Below are 19085 nucleotides of genomic sequence, written 5' to 3'. Positions count from 1 at the left end.
ATTGTCAGCAGATTGCGAATAAACCATTAGCTCCGGTTCAGAGGTGGCCGCTACATCAATAGGCGCAAGGCCGTGATCTGCACGATGAACAATTGTTCATACAGACCACGGCTCCGTCATTGATGAAAAGTACGCCCCAGTGCATCCAGGCGCGTGGCAATAGGCGGCAAGCGCCGGCTGCTCGACGCTAGCGTCTCCACGTCATTCGCGGTGTTCTGCGCAATGCTCTGCACCGACTGCAAGCGCCCGACGATCTCGAAACTCGCCGTGGATTGTTCGCGGGTGGTAGTCACAATCCGTCCATTGAGCTCATCGATCTGCGAGATGTCGCTGCCCACGGCCTGCAACATCGCCGCCGCCAACTGACTGTCCTCGACACAACGCTCCACACCTTCGCGACTGTCCTGCATGGCCTCCACGGCTTTGCGGCTGCCTTGCTGCAAGGCCTCGATGATGGTCCGGATTTCCTTGGTGGACACTGCCGTGCGCTGCGCCAGGCTGCGCACTTCATCAGCCACCACCGCAAAGCCCCGGCCTTGCTCGCCGGCGCGCGCGGCTTCGATGGCGGCGTTGAGCGCCAGCAAATTAGTCTGCTCGGCAATGCTGCTGATCACCTCCAGCACCTTGCCGATCTGCTGTGCCTGCCCGGCCAGCACCTGCACGGTTTCATTGGTGCCCTCCAGACGCGAGGCCAACTGAGTGATCTCCTGCTGCGCACGGTTCACACTTTCCTGCCCGCGGGTGATCTGCACAGTGGCCTGGCCCGCATGCTCAACGGCATGCTCGACATGCACCGCAATGTGCTCCATCGCATCGCCCATGCGCTGCATCGACCCGGTCATCTGGGCGATTTCCGTCAACTGATGCTTCGCGCCTTTCTCCAGCGTGTTACTGGCCTTGGCCAACTCCTGGCCCAACTCACCCAAACCCTGAGAGTCACGCACCACACCGTCCACCAACGCCGTGATCTGCATCAAAAACTGATCGAACCGCTGGGCCAGCGACACATGCACCCGCGCCTTGTCACCCTGACCGGCACCGCCGGTGAACTGAGACGTGGTGGCGAGCATCTTGTCCAGCATGTCCTGGCTCTCCACCGCATCGGCCTGGCTATGCACCGCCAGATAGAGCAGCGCGACCGTCTCCATCACCACGTAAAAAGCGTGAACGAACACCATCGTCCAGCCACCGTGATGCGCCATCACATACACCGCAAATCCCTGATGCTGCAGCACATGAAACACCACGTGATGCAGCGCAATCGTCACCGCAGCCACCAGGATCGGCAGCCAGTCCCGATAAAACGTCAATACCGCCAACAACGCAAAAATCCCGAAGTGCGACTCAATGACTCCCTCGGCCTGATTGATATGCAGCGCGGCCATCACCATCAGGCCAACGCCCAGCAAACAGCGCATCCACCGCGACCCGCCGATGGCGCGATACAACAGCGTCAACAGCACACTGGTGCCGCCACCCACCAGCAACGCCTGCTTGAACGTGTCGTGCCAGAACGCAAGGCCCACCGCGAAGACGAACATCAGCCAGATCAGGCCCAGCATGATGCGGTCGGCTTTGCGGTAGTGGTCTAGGAAACGAGGGGGGAAGGGCATGTACGCTTACTCCATGTAAATGAGCCAGAAAAAAGCAGGGGTTATGGCAACACGGGACATCGCGAAGGCTTGGGTACGTTAAGGGGGCAGACGTTTTCAGAGTCAGGGATGCGAATCTGTTGGCGGCATGGTCGAGTTGTATTTGAGACGCCGTGGAGATCGTAGCCCTTGGCCATCATTCTTGGCAGGTACGACGTCGCACGTGGAAAAAAATGTCCGATATAGAGGCAATTAATGCTGAATTGGCGGAGAGCACGACAGGCTCCATTGCAAAGCCTGTCGTACTCCGAGGGCAATTACGATTTCTTCGGTGGGTAGTTGCTGCGCAAGCGACCGGACTTGTTGCCGGTTTTGCTCGGCAGGTTCGGTACAAGTGGACGGGATCTGGGTTGGGGGTTGGAGCGGCTTTGGGGTTGCGGTTGTTTGCTCATGGTTCGCCTCCTGAATTTTCAGGGATTCGCGAAGTGGGTTACTGATGAAGTTTAGCTAATTGACTGTGGGCTGGGTCGTTTGGCGTTTGGGGAATGTGCGCTGAGCGAAATCCGAAGGTTCATGGCCGAAACCCGCAAATTCATGGCGGAACAAAGCAAACTCAAGCAAGAGACCTTCTGGTATCCGTTCGCGGTAGGGGCTGGTTGGGGGACCGCCATCGTCGCCGCCTTCGGCGCCATATGTAGTTACTCCGCAGCTTGAGTTCGCAATCGCCGCCCAATCACATCCATCAAATCACAACCATCGCGCAACGGGATGGCCAACAGTCTGGAGAAATCCGACCACGACACACCGTGTCGCAACCGATTTCGGATCGGTAGGCAGTGATCTCCAATACCTGCGTAACCGCCCGAACACGACATTCGCCATTGTTTAAAGAACATCGTGAAAATAAATCAGTTCCTTTGGTTTAGTAGCCCGTATATACAGATTGAATTGGCGTTTTTGCTGTGAGGGTTTTGCTGGAAGCCGCAGAAGTTGCTTAAGTCGGATGTCATCTTTTGCGCATGATGTATGCAGTAAATATTGAAGTATTGAAATTGCTACTTTGTTGCGGCATAACTTTTGTTCTGTCTATTTTATGGAATTAATGTTGTTGCATGGAGTGCTATATGAAAAAATCAGTTACTCATTATTCACCTTTAATGACATCTGAGTCTCGGCCGATTCAAGCTGCGGAAGCCCAGGCTTTTCCTTCAAGCTTCGATAGTATTTTGTTTTGGGATGGGACTGTCCCGGCGGTTACTACGCCGCATAGTATTGAGGATGTCAAAAACACCAGTAACGCATACCAAAAGTTGGTGGCGATAGGGCTTTCGGTGCACGATCAGATAACGAGTGTTTTTTCTGGTGCTACACCGAATGTTCGAGATTATCTAGGAAAACGTATAGTCGCAGCCATTGACGGGCAGGAACTCAATGCGTTGGAAACTGCCTTAAAAAAGAAAGCGATCATCGTAGAACTTCTGCAAAGGGCCAGAATCCATAGAAGTTGGCACGATGCACTACTATATAATGGTTTAGACGCATTGTCGCTAGACAGAAAAATGAGTGCCGAGGTATTTGCATCGAATGCGGATGCAGAAGACGATATGGCAGTGCGACAAAGCTTTTATGAAGAATACCTATTATCGCTAACTGCCGCCTACGTTAAACGAATCCTGGTCGAAGCCATCCCCATTCTGGAGGACGCTTCCACAACTGCAGACGCTGCAATCCATCGCGCCTTGGCAAGGGGCGAAGTCGCTTACACCTACAGGTTACCCATTGGTAATGGCATAGAGGCGGGAACTGTGGCAGGTGCCATTGCCATCGATGTTGCCGAAGGTTGGACCTTCAGGGCAGTGATCCATGGGGGCATCAAGTTGTTGGCAAGGTTGGGGGAAGCACTTATCAGTCGGGCCACAGCTGTTGGGATCGGGGCCTTGTTCTATTCACCTGCTCTTGCTAACGGCGAACGCTTTCCTCAAACAGTTCTTACACTACCCGGTAGCACTTTTTTGCCAAAGCTGCCGTCAAACCTGAATGAAATCGCCGCTGCCGAAGGAGCCATTGACCTTCCTTATCGGATTTTTGGCGACTTTAACCAATACACACTTGTTGCAACCCCGGCTGGAGGGGGTGTCTCGGCAAAAGTGCCGGTGCGAGCATTGGCATTCGATCCAACGACCAGCGCCTACAGTTTCACGTCAAACGATACACCGCCCATTATCCTCAGTTTTCCCATTATTCACTTGGGAGACAGCTCGACAACTTCGCCCGCCCGACCTGCGCAAGTACCGACTTACACTGGAGTTACGCTGTCGCCATTGCTTGTGCAGCCTGAACCCTTACCCGCGTTCGAATTGCCTGATTTCAGGGATTGCATTTACTGCTTTCCGATTGAAAGCGGCCTGCCGCCAATCTACGTTGTTTTTAATAGTCCTTATAAAGGAGCTACCACAAGGGGAAAATACAGCGGTCGATTTTTCAATCCCGCCAAAGCCGGAGGCCCAATCCTCGATCTCGATTGGACAAGTGCTACCGTGACCCAAGCGGGTATTGACCTGGTAAAATTACATACGGGACGCTTTGGGCCCTCGGATGCCAATGCCATCATGATTGAACGCTTGAAAAAAATTCTGTTGGGTAAATTGGTAATCACTGATATGGACAAACGCTTCTATACTCATGAAATCAGAGAGCTGGAGCGTTTCAGAGCATTAGGTGTGGTTGATGGTGTAGATCCGAATGACGACGGTGTTATTTGGAACAACACTCACGCCGCGACGCTGGAGGACTACAAAGTCAAGGACGCTTTTGAACTGCTCTATACACCTGATGCTATAGAAGCGGATGAAAAACAAAGGGAACGAGAGTGCAAGGAACTTGGAGGATTAAAATAATGAGTGTCATTGCAACCATCATACTTAACGAAAAACCTGAAGAGGTGATTCTGTTTGTAACCAAAAATCAATTAGGTATTTCTTTTCCTCAGCTTGATGGCCTTTATAATCGGGCTAACTGGGCGCATGTGGAGAACAACATAGGGCTATTGAATCTTGTCAAGAAAATGTGTGATGCCGGTTTTATAAAAAACAATGGGCTCAGAGTTGTGAGGGGACCCAACTGGAGAGAGCCGGCATTCATGCTCGAAGGCAAATATACCTTTGATTGACAGTACCAAGTGCCTGAACGCAGGTGCCAGAGAACGGTGACAGTAGCCATCATTTCGTGGTCGTCCGGTTCCCTTGTCCAGTCGTTTAATTCATCGAAGGTTTCCCAGGTTGAGCCGCTGCCGCAGCGGCTCTTCTCTTTGTTACGGGCATATTGAATATCTTCGCCTGATTGGTTTTTCGTGGCCTCGAATCAAGGCTGACGGGTAACCCTTTCTGGACCAGCAATAAAACGGGCGCCTTCAGCGCCCGTTCATTCACTCCGTCGCCTGCGCCCGCAATCGCCGCCCAATCACATCCATCAAATCACAACCATCCCTCAACGGAATAACCAGCAATTTGGAAAAGTCCGCCAGCACCACCGTGTCGCAACCAATCTCGGCCCGGAAGGCAATATTCTCCAACACCTGCGTAACCGTACGAATACGGTAGTCCGCCATGGCTTGCAGCACGTCTAGTGGCGCTTCGGTATCAATGAGCAGGGAAGCCGGAACCAGGTCGATTCCGGTGAGGGGCATGTATCGATTCATTTTGAATGATCTCTGTTAGATAGGCTCAAGGCCGTCAGTCGGTCATTCTCTGTTGTCAGGTCGCCAAACCCGAATCGCCATAATGGGCGACGGCGCCGACTATAAGCCGCACGAGATCAGCGCGGGAAGGTGAGGCATTCCGAGCTTTGTGTAGGACCTTTGACGATGAAACTTCAGACCTTTCACATCACGTCGCTGGAAATACAAACACAGACCTGAGATGTTCACTGCCGTTTGGTTTCAGCCACCAACGCTATCCTTAATCATCGCTCCTGCCGTCGAGATGGACCTTCGCTCATGCAAACTGCAACCCCCCAACGCCCCCTCTGGCAAACGTACCTGCTGTTCCTCGCCCCGATGGTCCTGTCGAACTTCCTGCAATCCATGTCCGGCACGGTCAACAGCGTCTACATCGGCCAGATGCTCGGCACCCAGGCCCTGGCGGCGGTGTCGGGGATGTTCCCCATCGTGTTTTTCTTCATCGCCCTGGTCATCGGCCTCGGTGCGGGGGCTGGTGTGTTGATCGGGCAGGCGTGGGGTGCGCGGGAGGCGCATCTGGTGAAGGCGATTGCCGGGGCGACGTTGTTATTGGGGGTATTGATCGGGTTGGTGGCGGCGGTGGTGGGGAGTGTGTTTGCGCGGTCGGCGTTGGTGGGGTTGGGGACGCCGACGGATGTGCTGGACGATGCGGTGGCGTATGCCCATGTGATGTTGTGGATCATGCCGTCGCTGTTGGTGTTTGTGTTGTTCACGCAGTTGTTGCGTGGGGTGAGCGATACCTTGTCGCCGTTGTTGGCGCTGGTGGTGTCGACCATTGTTGGGCTGGCGCTGACGCCGGCGTTGATTCGCGGGTGGTTGGGTTTTGCGCCGATGGGGATTCAGAGTGCGGCGTTTGCCGGGTTGGTGGGTAACCTGGTGGCGATGGGGTTGCTGGCGTGGCGCTTGATTGGCAAGGGCCATCCGCTGGCGCCGGATCGGGAGTTCTTTGCGGCGATGAAGCTGGACATGGCGATTCTCGGCAAGGTGCTGCGCATCGGGTTGCCCACCGGCTTGCAGATGGTGGTGTTGTCGCTGTCGGAACTGGTGATTCTGGCGCTGGTGAACCAGCACGGTTCCCAGGCGACGGCGGCGTATGGCGCGGTGACGCAGATCGTCAATTACGTGCAGTTCCCGGCGCTGTCGATTGCGATTACCGCGTCGATCCTCGGGGCGCAGGCGATCGGGGCCGGGCGCATCGAGCGCATGGGGCCGATTTTGCGCACGGGGTTGATGATCAATGTGTGCCTGACCGGTGGCCTGGTGGTGCTGGGGTATTTGCTGTCGCATTGGTTGCTGGCGTCGTTCCTTACTGAGGAGGCGACGCGGAACATGGCTCAGCACCTGTTGCACATCATGCTCTGGAGCCTGCTGGTGTTCGGCTTCCAGGCGATCATCGGCGGCATCATGCGTGCCAGCGGCACGGTGATGATGCCGGTGGCGATTTCCATTGTGTGCGTGGTGGGTGTGCAGTTGCCGGCGGCATATCTGCTGGATGCGAAGTTCGGGCTGCAAGGGGTGTGGATGGCGTTTCCGGTGGCGTATCTGGGGATGCTGGTGTTGCAGACGCTGTATTACAAACTGGTGTGGCAGCATCAGAAGATCGAGCGGTTGGTGTAGGCAGTTTTTTGATTGCCTGTTCGCGATAGCAGTGGTTCAGTGGTGTAGATGTTGATTGTGCTGACGCTTTCGCGAGCAAGCCCGCTCCCACAAGGGCAGTGGTGTTTGTTGTCTGGTGCACACTGAAAGTCGGGTACTTCATCAGTGGGGGAAGGATTCACCGACAGGCGTGTTCGCCTGGGGAGGTTTTTACATGAGCCCCTTGTCCCATTCCATCCTGCAAGACCGGCCGGCGGCCGGGCGGCGTTTGATCGAGCCGCTGCTGCCTTACGCCCAGCGGGCCGATGTCATCGTTCTGGCCTTGCCCCGTGGCGGTGTACCGGTGGCCTATGAAGTGGCTACGGCGCTGAAGGTTCGCCTGGACCTGATGCTGGTGCGCAAGCTCGGTGTGCCGTCCCACCCGGAGTACGCCATGGGCGCGATTGCCAGCGGCGGTATCCGGATTGTCAATGAACAGGCGCTGCGGGTGCACCCGATTGATCGCGCCGCGTTCGACGCCGTGGTCGAACGGGAAACCCGCGAGTTGCTGCGCCGCGAGAAGGTCTATCGCGGCACGCGGCCGCCGGTGCAGCTCAAGGATCAGGTGGTGATCCTGATCGACGACGGCCTGGCCACCGGTGCTTCGATGAGGGCTGCGATCCAGGCGTTGCGGGTGCAGGCGCCATTGCGCATCGTGGTGGCGGTGCCGGTGGCGCCGATCGACACGGTGGAGGCGCTGCGCAACGAGGTGGATGAACTGGTCTGCCCGCTGATGCCCGAGTGGTTCACTTCGATCGGGCATTGGTACATGGATTTTTCCCAGACCTCGGATGCCGAGGTGATCGCGCTGTTGCAGCGGGCGTGGCAACGCGGGGAGTGCGGGTAGCGCTGACGGCCATCGGCAGGTGGTCGCAAATCACCGCGTGAGGTGGAATAAACGCCGGTTGTTTGCTTAAGTCATTTGATGCCACCCGACCTGTGCGGCACCCCAACTCAAGACGGGAGCCCTCCCGGAGAGTGCCATGAACCTTCGATCCGCGCGTTGCGTTGTTCTGGCCGGCACGTTGGTGTTCGGCCTGGTGCCGTTCGCTGAAGCCGTGGAATACAAGGATGTGAACGCCAGGGCCAGCACCTTGAGTTTCACCTATGAGCAGATGGGTTCGAGAGCCTACGGCACCTTTGGCAAGTTCAAGGCCAAACTGGACTTCGACACCGATAACCCCGGCGCCGCCCATGCCGCGCTGACCATCTACCTGAAGAGCATCGACGCCGGCAGCAGCGACGCCAACACCGAGCTGCAAAAAACGGCGTGGTTCGACACCGCGACTTATCCGGTGGCGACCTTCGAGTCGACGTCCATCAAGGCCCTGGGCGATAACCGCTACACCATCACCGGCAAGCTTTCCCTGCGGGGGCTTACTCGCGAAGTGAGTGTACCGGTGCTGCTGAAATCGGAGAGCGCCATCGGCATTTTCGAGGGCCAGCTGGTGCTCAAGCGTGACGACTTCAAGATCGGCGAAGGCGAGTGGGCGGACAGTGTGGTGTCCAACGAGATCAATATCCGCTTTCGGATGGTGGCGCCGCAGCGGTGACCGTCAGCGCAAATGCCAGGCACTTTGCCGATAGAACCGATAGTCAGTAAACCTCACCTCGGTACCACCTTGCGATTCGCAAAAGAAAAACGCCCGATCCACATTGCATGGACCGGGCGTCGATCAATCCGCTCTAGTGCACTGGCACCGTCACGGTTTTGCCGAAGGCCGATGTGACGGTCGCCGTCGGGTTAGGCGACGGGCCACTGCCGGTGGTGGTCACCGCTATATTCCAGCGTGCGCCTGTCGCCGTCGGCGTCAGGGTGGCGGTGCCAAGGCTCACTGGACCGGAGGTGGTCGTGGCAGTCGCCGTGATGGTATTGCCCGTGCCACGCGAGGTGGTGCCGGACAGGACCCAGTAGTAACGGCTGTTGCTGCGGGCGGTGACGGTAGCGCTGGTGACGATCAGGTTCTCGACGACACCTGCCGAGACCGCCACGGACACCGTCGTCGGTGCCGACTCCGCACCCTTGGCATCGGCGGCCTTATAGGTAAAGGTCGCGGTGAACGGCGCGGGGACCGTGGCCGGTGGTGTGTAGGTCACGCGCAGACCATCGGTGCTGACCGTGCCCTTGCCGGAGTCCGGTTGCTCCAGGCCCACCACTTTGAGGGGCACGTTACCGTCAGGGTCGGAGTCGTTGGCCAGGACGTTGATGGGCACTGGTTGGCCGTTGTTGCTGATGGCGCTGTCGGGGTTGGCGATCGGATTTTTGTTATCGCCGTCGTTGTTACGGGTATCGCCAGTGCGGAAGGTTGGCAGCGCGGCGGAGTTGACGTAGTTGACGCCGTCCCAGCCAGGCAGGGGCGTTGGCATCAACTGGAACTGGCCCGGGTGCTCGATATCCCAGCGCAGCAGCATGGAGGTGTCCTCGTGCTGGGTGTTGTGGCAGTGCTCCATGTAGGTCCCGGCGAATTCGCGGAAGCGGATCGCCATTTCCACATCCACCGAACTGTCGATGCCCTCGCCGATGCGATAGACGTCCTTGCGTGCCCATTTTTCCCATTCTGGTGGCGCCTTGCCGTCACGGTGGAGGATGATCCCCTCTTCGAAGTGCACGTGCACAGGGTGGTTCCAGCCGTTGCCACCGCTCTTGATTTTCCACACTTCCATGGTGCCGTCGCCGGAGAACCCGGCATCGGTCGGGCCGTTGGCCAGTTGCGGAGCGGCGCTGATGATCCGAGGGTCCATGGGGTAGCCGAAACCGCCGTCGGTCTTGATGGTCCAGGGGGCTTCGTCGGTGCCGTCGGAGCGGCCGAAGATGAACTCGCGATGGCGTGCCACCTTCAGCTTGGCCTGCATCGCCGGATCGTCGCGGTTGATCGTCAGCGGGAGCATGGTCTTGCCGGCCGCTTTGCCCGGTTTGGCGGGTTCGTAGTCGGCGGGGTTCATGCTCACGTCCTGGCCGGCATAGGGCTTGACCACCAGCTGCAGGAACTTGCCCACCCCCGGGTCGCCGTTGTCCCATTCCAGCCCTTTGCTGCCCTGCTTGAGCACCGCTTTGTACTTCCCGGACAGGACATCGGCCAGGCTCAGCACGGTGGCCTCCGGACCCTTGCCGTTCTGGTGCTCCAGCAGGTTGACGAAGTACAGCTTGTCGCCGACGCTGATTCCGTTTTTCGCGAAGTTGACGATGATGTCGTAACGCTCGGCGATACCCATGGTGGGCAGGATGGCGTTGTGGTTCTGCATGTCGCCGTCACCGTCCAGGTCCATGCTGCCGTCGAACGGCACGGCATGTTCCATGAGGTTGCCGTCATTGCCGACCATGTGGAACGGCACACGGGAGTAAGACACGCCGGAACCTGCCGGGCCGGGGAATTCGCCACCGCTGCCGGCGACTTCTCGCACCAGCGCGATCCTGAAGTAGCGCGACACCGAGCCATTGAGGATGCGGAAGCGATAGCTGCGTGCGCGCACATTCAGGCGCGGCTGGTACTGCCAGTTGACCAGGACCTGGTCGCCGAGGAAACCGTCGGTGTTGAACGGGTTGAACCACAGCTGGCCGTTCTGATCCCAGGCCTTGTCGGCCACCATCAGGTTGACGTCATAGTCGCGGTTACCCCAGGGCAGGGCCGAACCGCTGGGCAGGCGCAGGTTGACGCCGTCTTCGAAGGCTTCGTTACCGCGATCCAGGGCGCTGTAGTAGTTCATCATCACCGCGTTGCCCTTGTAGACGTTCTGTGCGGTGAAACCGTTCATGTGGTCATGGAACCAGTGGGTGCTCATGGTTTCACGCCAGTCGCCACGGATCTTGATGCTGCCGTTGTTGCACGTCTTCAGGCCCGGAGTGGCATCGTTGACGAACAGGGTTTCGCCCGGGGCGCAGGGGAACGCCGCGCGCGGATCCTGGGCGCTGGTGTTGATGGTGTCATAACCGGCCAGTTGAATTGGCCAGCGATAGTCGTAGTACTGCCCCGGAAAGAAAAACGCATTGGCAAAGCCGTCGCTTTCGGCCGGGGTGTGGCCGTTGTGTTCGTGGGTGGTGAGGGTGTGCAGGCCAAATCCCATGTTGGCCGACGGATCGATCGGCAGGGCGTTGTAGTGACGCATCAGCGTCGGTTGGCCGTAGCGCACCATCAGCAGTTTTGGCGGAAAAGTGCCGTCGAAGGTCCAGAGCGCCTTGTGGTTCTGAATCGGCATGTTGGGGTGAAAACGGGTATTTATGCCTTTGGTGGTGCCCAATATGGCCGGGGTTTCCGAGGTCTGGTAGTAGAGCCCGCCAGGCCCGAACTCACCGACGGCGTAGTTGTGCAACTGGCGGCGGTCACGCATGCCACTGTTGAGTTGGGCGCCCGCTTGCACGGTCTTGAAGGCGACCTGTGGGTAAAACTCGTTCCAGCGCTGGTGCGACCAGCCTTTTCCTGGCGGACGACCTTCGGCCGGCGAGCCGACCGGATGGCGGTTGAGGAAGGCTTCGATCTGCGCTTTCCACGGGTTGCGGTCCAGCACGTTGGAGTACTGCGACGGAAACGGGTACAGCCCTGGCTGGCGCATGAAGGCTTCCAGCGCCGAGGGTGAAGGGCCGCTGCGGGCGATGTTGTTCGGGTCCTGCGTGGGCGCCGGGCCGGCGAGCGGAACCGGGAAGGTCATGGGCGGTGCCGGCAGTGAAGGGTCGAGTTTTTCCGTGCCGAATTCTTCGAACAGCAGCAGTTGCTGGGTGTACGGCTGCGCCCCGAACAATGGGCTGGGCTTGCCATTGGTGGGGATTTTGAAGGACGTCTGCAGGGCTGGTGGCAGCACGTTGTCGGTCGCTGTCGTGGTGTTGCGGGTGCCAAAGGCGCCATTGGGCAGGGCGATGGCGCCCTGGAAGGCGGGTGGCATGGCCAGTATGGCATCCAGCGCGGCCTTGGGGTCGGCCGGCGGATTGGTAAACGCCGAGGGGTCGGTCGGCGGTGGCTGGCTGACATCGTCCAGCGGTACGGCGTTGGCGTTGCCGAGGCTGATGTTGATCAGCATCACAGCGGCGATGCCCGGTTTCCTGAAAAGGCCGAGCGACTTGAGATCAGGTATTCTCTTCATATTGTATTTCCTCGGGGGCGCGCCGGTGAGGCTGACGTTCGCAATTCGCTCTTTGCAAGAGCTGCGCCAATCGCGAGTGGATCCGAGGGATAGGAAAAATCGTTTTGTATCAAAAGATTGATGGCTGTGGTGGCGGTTATCGCGCCGCAGTGGGTGGGAATCCTCAATGTTGGGGGCCTTCACCCCCCGGTTCCCCCCACCGCGCAGGTGTCAGGCGCGCTATGATAGGCCGCCTTTGCCTCCCGGAGCCTGTCACCGCAATGCCCCTGATCAGCCACTTCAAGACTCCGTGCCCCGAGCACGTCAATAGCCAGATCCTGCAGATGGTGGTCGACAACCTGACCGACATCAGCATGGTCGCGATCCCGCCAAGCAACCTGCTGTACAACCTTTATCAGTACGCGATCGGCTATGAGGTGCACCTGTATCTGCAAGCGTTGAACGGTGAGAAAGGCATTGCCGTGGAGTTGATCGTTGCCACTGACGAAGACGACCCGGAAAAGGTGATCGGCTTTTTGCTGTACCTGCCGGTGCAGGACGATCCCGAGGCGTGTGGCGTGGCGTACATGGCGGTGCAGGCCGAGTATCGGCGCCAGGGCGTGGCCCGGCGGATGCTGCGGGAAATGGTCGGCCGCTATCCCCATGCCGAGCTGACTTGCGCGGTGGCCAAGGTGCCGTATTTCGAAGCGATGGGCTTTCAGGTGGTGGGCGTGCGTGCGACCCAGGTGTTGATGAATACCCGTGACCACGCCACCGATGGCTTGATGGCGCTGCTGGATGTGGCGTCGATCTACAGCTCGCTGGAAGTGCGGCAGATTCATACCTACTTGCTGCAAAAGCATGGCAAGCGGGCCATGACCGACGCGGAAAAACAGCGCGACCGGCACCTGGACCAGTTGACGCACAAGGCCCGGGAATTTGTGCGGGGGCGGTTGGGGGACGATGCCGTGCCGGCCAGTAGTCCTCGACTTCGGTTGGTCTGACCGAGTTCATCTAAACACCACCCCCCCTGTGGGAGCGGGCTTGCTCGCGAAAGCGGTGTGTCAGCCAACATTTTTGGCGACTGATACGACGCCTTCGCGAGCAAGCCCGCTCCCACAGGGGATCGGTTGCCCGCGAGAGCTCGCTCAGCGTTTAAGCCAGCTTCACATTCATGGTGATCCGCGCCGTGAACACCTTCTTGCCCTCGGCATCGTGAATGTCCACCGGCACGATCTTGTCGCCTTCGGTGGTCCAGTCCACGGCATCTCCCTCGGCTACCGCCGTCACATCGCTCTTGGCCTTGGCCAGGTATTCAACGGTCATGCCTTTGGGAATCCAGCGGGCGCCGGCGGGAATGGAAACGTCGGTCATCATCCCGGCGGCCAGCTCGGCGGCGTTGCACATCGCAATCGCATGCACCGTACCCAAATGATTGGTGATTTCCCGGGCAAACGGCACGTGCACGGTGGCGCTGCCTTTGCGCAAATCCTTGACCAGCGGGTTGATGGTGGAGAAGTAGGGCGCCACCTGGCAGGCCATTTTGCTGAACGCCTGCGGGCCTGCGCTGCTGAACATGCTGAGGAACTGACTCATTTTGATGCCTCTTGAGGATGACAGTTTGCAGAACAATATTCTTTAACAGAACAATGTTCTGCAACGGAACAGTATTCTGTCGAGGAGAAATCTGTCAACCTAGTGCCACTTGTTCGTTGGCAACCGCCAGCTCCACCTATGACTTTTCTGGACCGTTTTTCAGCATGGAAACCGCCGATCTGCTCGAACGCTGCTACCCCGGACGACGCGCCGAACTCAAGCGCGACATCTTCAGAAAGGCCCTCGGCCTGTTCAACGAACAGGGGATCGAGGCCACCACCATCGAAATGATCCGCGCCGAATGCGACACCAGTGTCGGCGCGATCTATCACCATTTCGGCAACAAGGAAGGCCTGGTGGCGGCGCTGTTCTTTACCGCTCTCGACGACCAGGCCCGCTTGCGCGACAGCTACCTGGCTGAGGCACACACCACACAAACGGGGGTGCATGCGCTGGTGCACAGCTACGTGGATTGGGTCGATAGCCAGCCGGAGTGGGCGCGGTTCCAGTACCACGCGCGGTTTTCCGTCACCAAGGGGCCGTTCAAGGACGAACTCGCCAGCCGCAACAAGACACGCAACAAGCAGTTGCTGGAATGGCTGGGCGCACAGGGGAACGAGCTGGGTGGTTTTCCGGCGGAGTTGATACCGTCGTTGATCGTCGGCCAGGCAGACAGTTACTGCCGCGCCTGGTTGTCGGGCCGGGTCAAGGGCAGCCCGAAGGCGTACCGGGACATGCTGGCCGAGGCGGCGTGGCGGTCACTGTGCATCCCCAACTCCAATGAACATCCCTTGTAGGAGCGAGCTTGCTCGCGATGGTGTGTCAGGCTGAGTGGTGTCACTGACACTCCATCGCGGGCAAGCCCGCTTCTACAGTGAGCTGTGATGTTTTTCAGAGGCAAAAAAAGAGCCTCAAAGCTCTTTGATGGGGAGGAAGTAGAGCCATTGAGGCTCAAGATGCGCATGAAGCAGGCGGTGAGCTTGGTAGGGGTTCAGTTCACTCACCACCTGCGCAGCGGCTTGAGCAAGCAAGCGACTGCGCAACTTCATCCTAAAAAGACCTAGCGTTTCACTCAAGTACCGCTAGTCGCATCCCCCGGCCAGCCGGCGCGACGCAAGGCCTTGAGCAAGGTCTCGGCATCCAGCCCCGGTACCGCGTGCCCGTTGCCTTCGGCGGTGTCGGCGGCGAGCAAGGCATTGATGATGGCTTCTTCCACGGCCTCGGTGGCGGCCAGGAACAGCTCGCTGATGTGGTCGTTGTTGACCATGCTCAGGTTGTGGGTGGTCGGCGCTTTCTTGCTCTCATAGGCGGCCGGTGGCACGTGATCGTTACCGGTGGCGAAGGCGATGAAAATGTCGCCGCTGTGGTCTTCATTACCGCCGCCAGTGCGGGCCAGGCCGAGGCTGGCGCGCTGGGCCAGACGGGTGCACTGGTGCGGCAGCAACGGCGCATCGGTGGCCAGGCAGACCACGATCGAACCCATGCCCGGATGGGGCAGCGATGCCTTGAGGAACGGCGAATCGACCTGTTCCATGTAGCGCCCGACCGGATACCCGTCAACGCGCAGTTCATTGCGAATGCCGTGGTTGGCCTGGACGATCGCCCCGACTGTCCAGCCGCCCTGGGTGCTGTTCAACCGTCGCGACGCGGTGCCGATGCCGCCCTTGAACTCGTGACAGATCATGCCGCTGCCACCGCCGACATTGCCTTCGGCCACCGGGCCGCCCGCCGCCGAACGCACGGCCTGAGCCACGTGTTCCGGTTTGACGTGAAAGCCGTTGATGTCGTTGAGCAAGCCGTCGAAGGTTTCCAGCACCACCGGCATGTTCCAGTAGAGGCGCCCGTCATCCGGTTGCTGCTCGCGGTCGATCACGATCAGCGCATCGCGCACCACGCCCAGGCTGTGGGTATTGGTGAAGGCGATAGGGCTGGTCAGCAAGCCTGCTTCGCGAATCCATTCCAGCCCCGTGGCATCGCCGTTGCCGTTGAGTACATGCACACCGGCAAAACACGGTTGCTGGCTGGTGGAACCGGCGCGCGGTTCGATGACGGTGACGCCGGTGAGGATGTCGCGGCCATTGGCAGTGCGTCCTCGTATATTGCTGTGGCCGACCCGTACGCCGGGAACGTCGGTGATGGCATTGAGCGGGCCGGGTTGCAGTTGGCCGATCGGGATGTTCAGGTCGCGGGCACGTGGTTTCATGGTTTTCTCATCTTCGAGTCGTGGCAGAAAAAATCTGTGGGGCACTGCAGTTCCTGTGGGAGCGGGCTTGCTCGCGAAGGCGTCGTATCAGTCGCCAAAAGTGTTGGCTGACATACCGCTTTCGCGAGCAAGTCGGATCGCCGCACCGCCGCTCCCACAGGGTTAGTGGTGTGTCTACTGGCCATTCTTGACCTTGCTCCAGATCCGCGTCCGCACGCGCTCGGTCGCAGGCGGCAGGGGCTGGAGGGTGAACAAGGTGGCCATGGCTTCGGCCGACGGGTAGACGGCCGGGTTGCTGCGGGTCTCTTCGGCGACCAGTGTCGTGGCGCTGCGGTTGCCGTTGGGGTAGTTGAGGTGGTCGCTGACCGGAGCGATGACCTCGGGGCGCATCAGGTAGTCGATGAAGGCCAGCCCTTGTTCCGGGTGCGGGGAGTCCTTGAGCAGTACCAGTGTGTCGAACCACACCGGCGCACCTTCCTTCGGCAGGCTGTAGGCGATCTTCACGCCGTTGCCGGCCTGCTCGGCGGTGGTCTTGGCTTCGAGCATCGCGCCGGACCAGCCGACCGCCACGCAGATGTTGCCGTTGGACAGGTCGCTGATGAACTTCGACGAGTTGAAGTAGGCAATGTGCGGACGCAGCTTCAGCAGCAAGGCTTCGGCCTTCTTGTAGTCCTCGGGGTTGGTGCTGTTGGGCGGCAGGCCGAGGTAGTGCAGGGCAACCGGGAGCATCTCTGACGGCGAGTCGAGCATGGCCACGCCGCATTCGCCGAGCCTGGCCAGGTTCTCTTCCTTGAACACCAGGTCCCAGGAATCCACCGGCGCCTTGTCACCCAGCACCGCGCGCACCTTGTCGACGTTGTAGCCGATGCCGTTGGTGCCCCACAGGTAGGGCACGGCGTACTGGTTGCCCGGATCGTTGTTGGCCAGTTTCGCCAGCAGATCGGTGTCCATGTTCTTGAAGTCCGGCATCTGCGCACGGGGCAAGGGGGCGAGGGCGCCGGCCTTGATCAGCGTGGGCAAACTGAAGTTGCTGGCCACCACCACGTCGTAGCCGCTGCGGCTGGTGAGCAACTTGCCCTCGAGCACTTCGGCGCTGTCGAAGGTGTCGTAGACCGGCGCAATCCCGGTGTCGCGCTTGAAGTCCTGCAGGGTGGTGGGGCCGATGTAGTCGTACCAGTTGTATACGTGCACCGTCGGGGTTTGGACCGCAAACGCCGACAGCGACACCGACACCGCCAGACAGGCGCCAAAGCCCAGATTGAAATACAAGTGGTGACGACTCATGATGCGGCACTCCTGGCCTGTTGCGGCCGGTGGTATTCAGGAGTTTTCAGCGTATCGACCGGGGTGGCCTTCACCCATTCCCATCATGGGTTACTCAAAAGGGGTAGTGCGTGGACGCGTTGTTGAAAGAGTTGCCGGTGCACCAGGGGCTGGCGCGGGTCTTCACGGCGGTGGGGCGGGATGGTTTCTGGCGTGCACTGGTGGACACCCTGCGGTTGCTGGTGCCGCTGGACAACGCGTTGGTGGCGCTGATGCGGCCGGGCCATGTGCCGCGCCTGCTGATTGATTTCGATGCCAAGGGCAACGGTGACGAGCAGGAAGAGCTGGCGGACTACCGGGCCGGCATGTACCTGCTCGATCCGTTCTATCAAGCCGCTTGCGCCGGCATCGCCGACGGCTTGCACAGCCTCGAATCGGTGGCCCCCGACCAGTTCCAGCACAGCGAGTACTACCTGAGTTACTTCAGCCGCGTGGTCGGTGGGGACGAGTTGCAGTTCATGGTGAACCTCGACGGCGCCGTGCTCGGCCTGTCCCTCGGGCGTTCGGTGCGCTTCAGCCTGGAGGAACAAGGCCGCCTGCTGTGCGTGCGTGACTGGGTATTGGCGGCGATGCGCCGACACCTGGATCTGACGCCACTGCAAGGGCCGGTCGCCGAACCGCCGGCCAGCGATCTGGCCACGTTACTCGATCGCTTCGACGCACGCCTGACGCTGCGGGAAATCGAAACCGCGCGCCTGATTCTCCAGGGTTTTTCCAGCAAGGCCATCGCCCAGAAAATGGGCATCTCCCCGGAGACGGTGAAGGTGCATCGGCGCAACCTCTATCACAAGCTCAATGTGAACGGGCATGGCGAGTTGTTTGCACTGGTGTTGCAGCCGCGGTGATCTGAGTCAGGCTACAAAAAAGCGGGACTCAGTCTCCGAGCCTGAACACCAACGCCTTCAACCCGCACTCCACATCCGCATCGGGAAACTCTGGCGGGTTCTCCAGGCGCTGCTCAAAGCGCAGGCTCGGCGCTTCGCGGGTCACGCCATCGATCAGGAAGTCGGCACCAAACGCCGGGTCGTTCATGCAGGCCAGAACCGTGCCTTGCGGGCTGAGCAGTTCCGGCAAGCGGCGCAGTACGCGCTGGTAATCCTTGGTCAGCAGGAAACTGCCTTTCTGGAACGACGGCGGGTCGATGATCACCAGATCGTACGGCCCCTTGCCGATCACCTTGCCCCAGGACTTGAACAGGTCGTGGCCGAGGAAGCTCACCTTGCTCAGGTCGTGGCCATTGAGGCGGTGGTTGTCGCGACCACGGCTCAGGGCCGGGCTGGACATGTCGAGGTTGACCACGTGGCTCGCGCCGCCTTCGATGGCCGCCACCGAGAAGCCGCAGGTGTAGGCGAACAGGTTCAACACCCGCTTGCCTTCGGCATTGGCGCGGACCCAGTCGCGACCGTAGCGCATGTCGAGGAACAGCCCGGTGTTCTGTTTGCGGCCCAGGTCGACCCGGTACTTCAGGCCACCCTCGGTGATGTTCATTTCCTCGATGACGTCCCCGAGCAGCCACTCGGTGGTGCTTTGCAGCAGGTAGCGATGCTGCAACAGCAGTGTATGGGCACCGGATTGTGTCCATTGCGCTGATTGGGTGATCGCCATCAGCACCTGCTTCAAGTCTGCCAGTTGCGTCGCTTGCGGCTCCTTGAACAACGCCACCAGCACCACGCCCTGCAACCAGTCCACGGTCACTTGCTCCAGCCCCGGCCAGCAGCGGCCACGGCCGTGGAACAGGCGGCGGGTTTCTGCGGGGGCGGCCGCGAGGGCGGTGAGCACCTGTTGGTTGAGGATGGCGAGGGCTTCAGGGTTCATCGGGTCGGGTCGGTCATTTGTAGGGGGCGGCATTTAACCATAATTGCGCAACTGGTGAATCACCACAAAACAGGGTGGGAGCGGGCTTGCTCGCGAAAGCGCAGTGTCAGTCAACATTGATAGCGACTGACAC

Annotated in this window: 17 protein-coding genes; 9 read left to right on the top strand and 8 right to left on the bottom strand. The window is 59.5% G+C overall.

What is annotated here, in order from left to right:
• Window positions 1–116: 116 nt before the first annotated feature.
• Both ACCD00_RS22035 and ACCD00_RS22030 read right to left on the bottom strand, forming a co-directional pair.
• Window positions 117–1613: a methyl-accepting chemotaxis protein gene (locus ACCD00_RS22035; protein WP_413427525.1), complete on the bottom strand. Its 1497-nt coding sequence runs from the start codon at window positions 1611–1613 to the stop codon at window positions 117–119.
• Between the two features lie 296 nt (window positions 1614–1909).
• Window positions 1910–2044, bottom strand: coding sequence for a hypothetical protein (locus tag ACCD00_RS22030; protein ID WP_413427524.1), 135 nt, complete (start codon window positions 2042–2044; stop codon window positions 1910–1912).
• A 58-nt stretch (window positions 2045–2102) separates the two neighbouring features.
• On the opposite strand from ACCD00_RS22030, the gene ACCD00_RS22025 reads away from it, so the two are divergent.
• The 3 genes from ACCD00_RS22025 (at window position 2103) to ACCD00_RS22015 (ending at window position 4761) form a co-directional block, all read left to right on the top strand.
• Window positions 2103–2306: a hypothetical protein gene (locus ACCD00_RS22025; RefSeq protein ID WP_413427533.1), complete on the top strand. Its 204-nt coding sequence runs from the start codon at window positions 2103–2105 to the stop codon at window positions 2304–2306.
• Window positions 2307–2716: 410 nt separating this feature from the next.
• Window positions 2717–4489 carry an S-type pyocin domain-containing protein gene (locus tag ACCD00_RS22020; RefSeq protein WP_413427523.1) on the top strand — a complete coding sequence of 591 codons (1773 nt, stop codon included), beginning with the start codon at window positions 2717–2719 and terminating at the stop codon, window positions 4487–4489.
• A complete protein-coding gene (locus ACCD00_RS22015) occupies window positions 4489–4761 on the top strand; it encodes a hypothetical protein (RefSeq protein ID WP_413427522.1) in 273 nt (90 codons plus the stop codon). The genes ACCD00_RS22020 and ACCD00_RS22015 overlap by 1 nt, the downstream gene beginning before the upstream one ends.
• A gap of 255 nt (window positions 4762–5016) precedes the next feature.
• Here the strand turns inward: ACCD00_RS22015 and ACCD00_RS22010 are convergent, their stop codons facing one another.
• Entirely contained in the window at window positions 5017–5289 is a 273-nt protein-coding gene (locus ACCD00_RS22010) for a hypothetical protein (RefSeq protein WP_413427521.1), read from the bottom strand.
• Window positions 5290–5586: 297 nt separating this feature from the next.
• Between ACCD00_RS22010 and ACCD00_RS22005 the strand changes: the two genes are divergently transcribed.
• The 3 genes from ACCD00_RS22005 (at window position 5587) to ACCD00_RS21995 (ending at window position 8516) form a co-directional block, all read left to right on the top strand.
• Window positions 5587–6945 carry an MATE family efflux transporter gene (locus ACCD00_RS22005; protein ID WP_413427520.1) on the top strand — a complete coding sequence of 453 codons (1359 nt, stop codon included), beginning with the start codon at window positions 5587–5589 and terminating at the stop codon, window positions 6943–6945.
• A 193-nt stretch (window positions 6946–7138) separates the two neighbouring features.
• On the top strand, window positions 7139–7810 hold the full coding sequence (locus tag ACCD00_RS22000; RefSeq protein WP_413427519.1) for a phosphoribosyltransferase: 672 nt from the start codon (window positions 7139–7141) through the stop codon (window positions 7808–7810).
• 136 nt (window positions 7811–7946) lie between these two features.
• A complete protein-coding gene (locus ACCD00_RS21995) occupies window positions 7947–8516 on the top strand; it encodes a YceI family protein (protein WP_413427518.1) in 570 nt (189 codons plus the stop codon).
• A gap of 133 nt (window positions 8517–8649) precedes the next feature.
• On the opposite strand, the gene ACCD00_RS21990 is transcribed toward ACCD00_RS21995, so the two are convergent.
• The gene (locus ACCD00_RS21990; RefSeq protein ID WP_413427517.1) at window positions 8650–12036 is read right to left on the bottom strand and encodes an Ig-like domain-containing protein; all 3387 of its coding nucleotides are present in this window, start codon (window positions 12034–12036) and stop codon (window positions 8650–8652) included.
• Between the two features lie 260 nt (window positions 12037–12296).
• Between ACCD00_RS21990 and ACCD00_RS21985 the strand changes: the two genes are divergently transcribed.
• Complete coding sequence (locus tag ACCD00_RS21985; protein WP_413427516.1) at window positions 12297–13019, top strand: GNAT family N-acetyltransferase; 723 nt, start codon at window positions 12297–12299, stop codon at window positions 13017–13019.
• A gap of 151 nt (window positions 13020–13170) precedes the next feature.
• Here ACCD00_RS21985 and ACCD00_RS21980 read toward each other — a convergent pair whose 3' ends face one another.
• On the bottom strand, window positions 13171–13611 hold the full coding sequence (locus ACCD00_RS21980) for a hotdog fold domain-containing protein (protein WP_413427515.1): 441 nt from the start codon (window positions 13609–13611) through the stop codon (window positions 13171–13173).
• 164 nt (window positions 13612–13775) lie between these two features.
• On the opposite strand from ACCD00_RS21980, the gene ACCD00_RS21975 reads away from it, so the two are divergent.
• Window positions 13776–14408, top strand: a complete 633-nt coding sequence (locus ACCD00_RS21975) for a TetR/AcrR family transcriptional regulator (protein WP_413427514.1) — start codon at window positions 13776–13778, stop codon at window positions 14406–14408.
• A gap of 275 nt (window positions 14409–14683) precedes the next feature.
• Here ACCD00_RS21975 and ACCD00_RS21970 read toward each other — a convergent pair whose 3' ends face one another.
• Both ACCD00_RS21970 and ACCD00_RS21965 read right to left on the bottom strand, forming a co-directional pair.
• Window positions 14684–15814, bottom strand: coding sequence for a P1 family peptidase (locus ACCD00_RS21970; protein WP_413427513.1), 1131 nt, complete (start codon window positions 15812–15814; stop codon window positions 14684–14686).
• A gap of 174 nt (window positions 15815–15988) precedes the next feature.
• Window positions 15989–17098 (bottom strand): polyamine ABC transporter substrate-binding protein, encoded by a 1110-nt coding sequence (locus tag ACCD00_RS21965; protein WP_413427512.1) that lies wholly within the window; start codon window positions 17096–17098, stop codon window positions 15989–15991.
• A gap of 110 nt (window positions 17099–17208) precedes the next feature.
• Here ACCD00_RS21965 and ACCD00_RS21960 point away from each other — a divergent pair, with 110 nt between their 5' ends.
• Entirely contained in the window at window positions 17209–17982 is a 774-nt protein-coding gene (locus tag ACCD00_RS21960; protein ID WP_413427511.1) for a helix-turn-helix transcriptional regulator, read from the top strand.
• A gap of 28 nt (window positions 17983–18010) precedes the next feature.
• Here ACCD00_RS21960 and ACCD00_RS21955 read toward each other — a convergent pair whose 3' ends face one another.
• Complete coding sequence (locus ACCD00_RS21955) at window positions 18011–18952, bottom strand: class I SAM-dependent methyltransferase (RefSeq protein WP_413427510.1); 942 nt, start codon at window positions 18950–18952, stop codon at window positions 18011–18013.
• Window positions 18953–19085: the final 133 nt, after the last annotated feature.

This window comes from Pseudomonas sp. Pseusp3, from assembly GCF_047304225.1.
Classification (GTDB): domain Bacteria; phylum Pseudomonadota; class Gammaproteobacteria; order Pseudomonadales; family Pseudomonadaceae; genus Aquipseudomonas; species Aquipseudomonas fluorescens_CD.
This window is presented reverse-complemented; position numbering and strand designations above follow the sequence as displayed.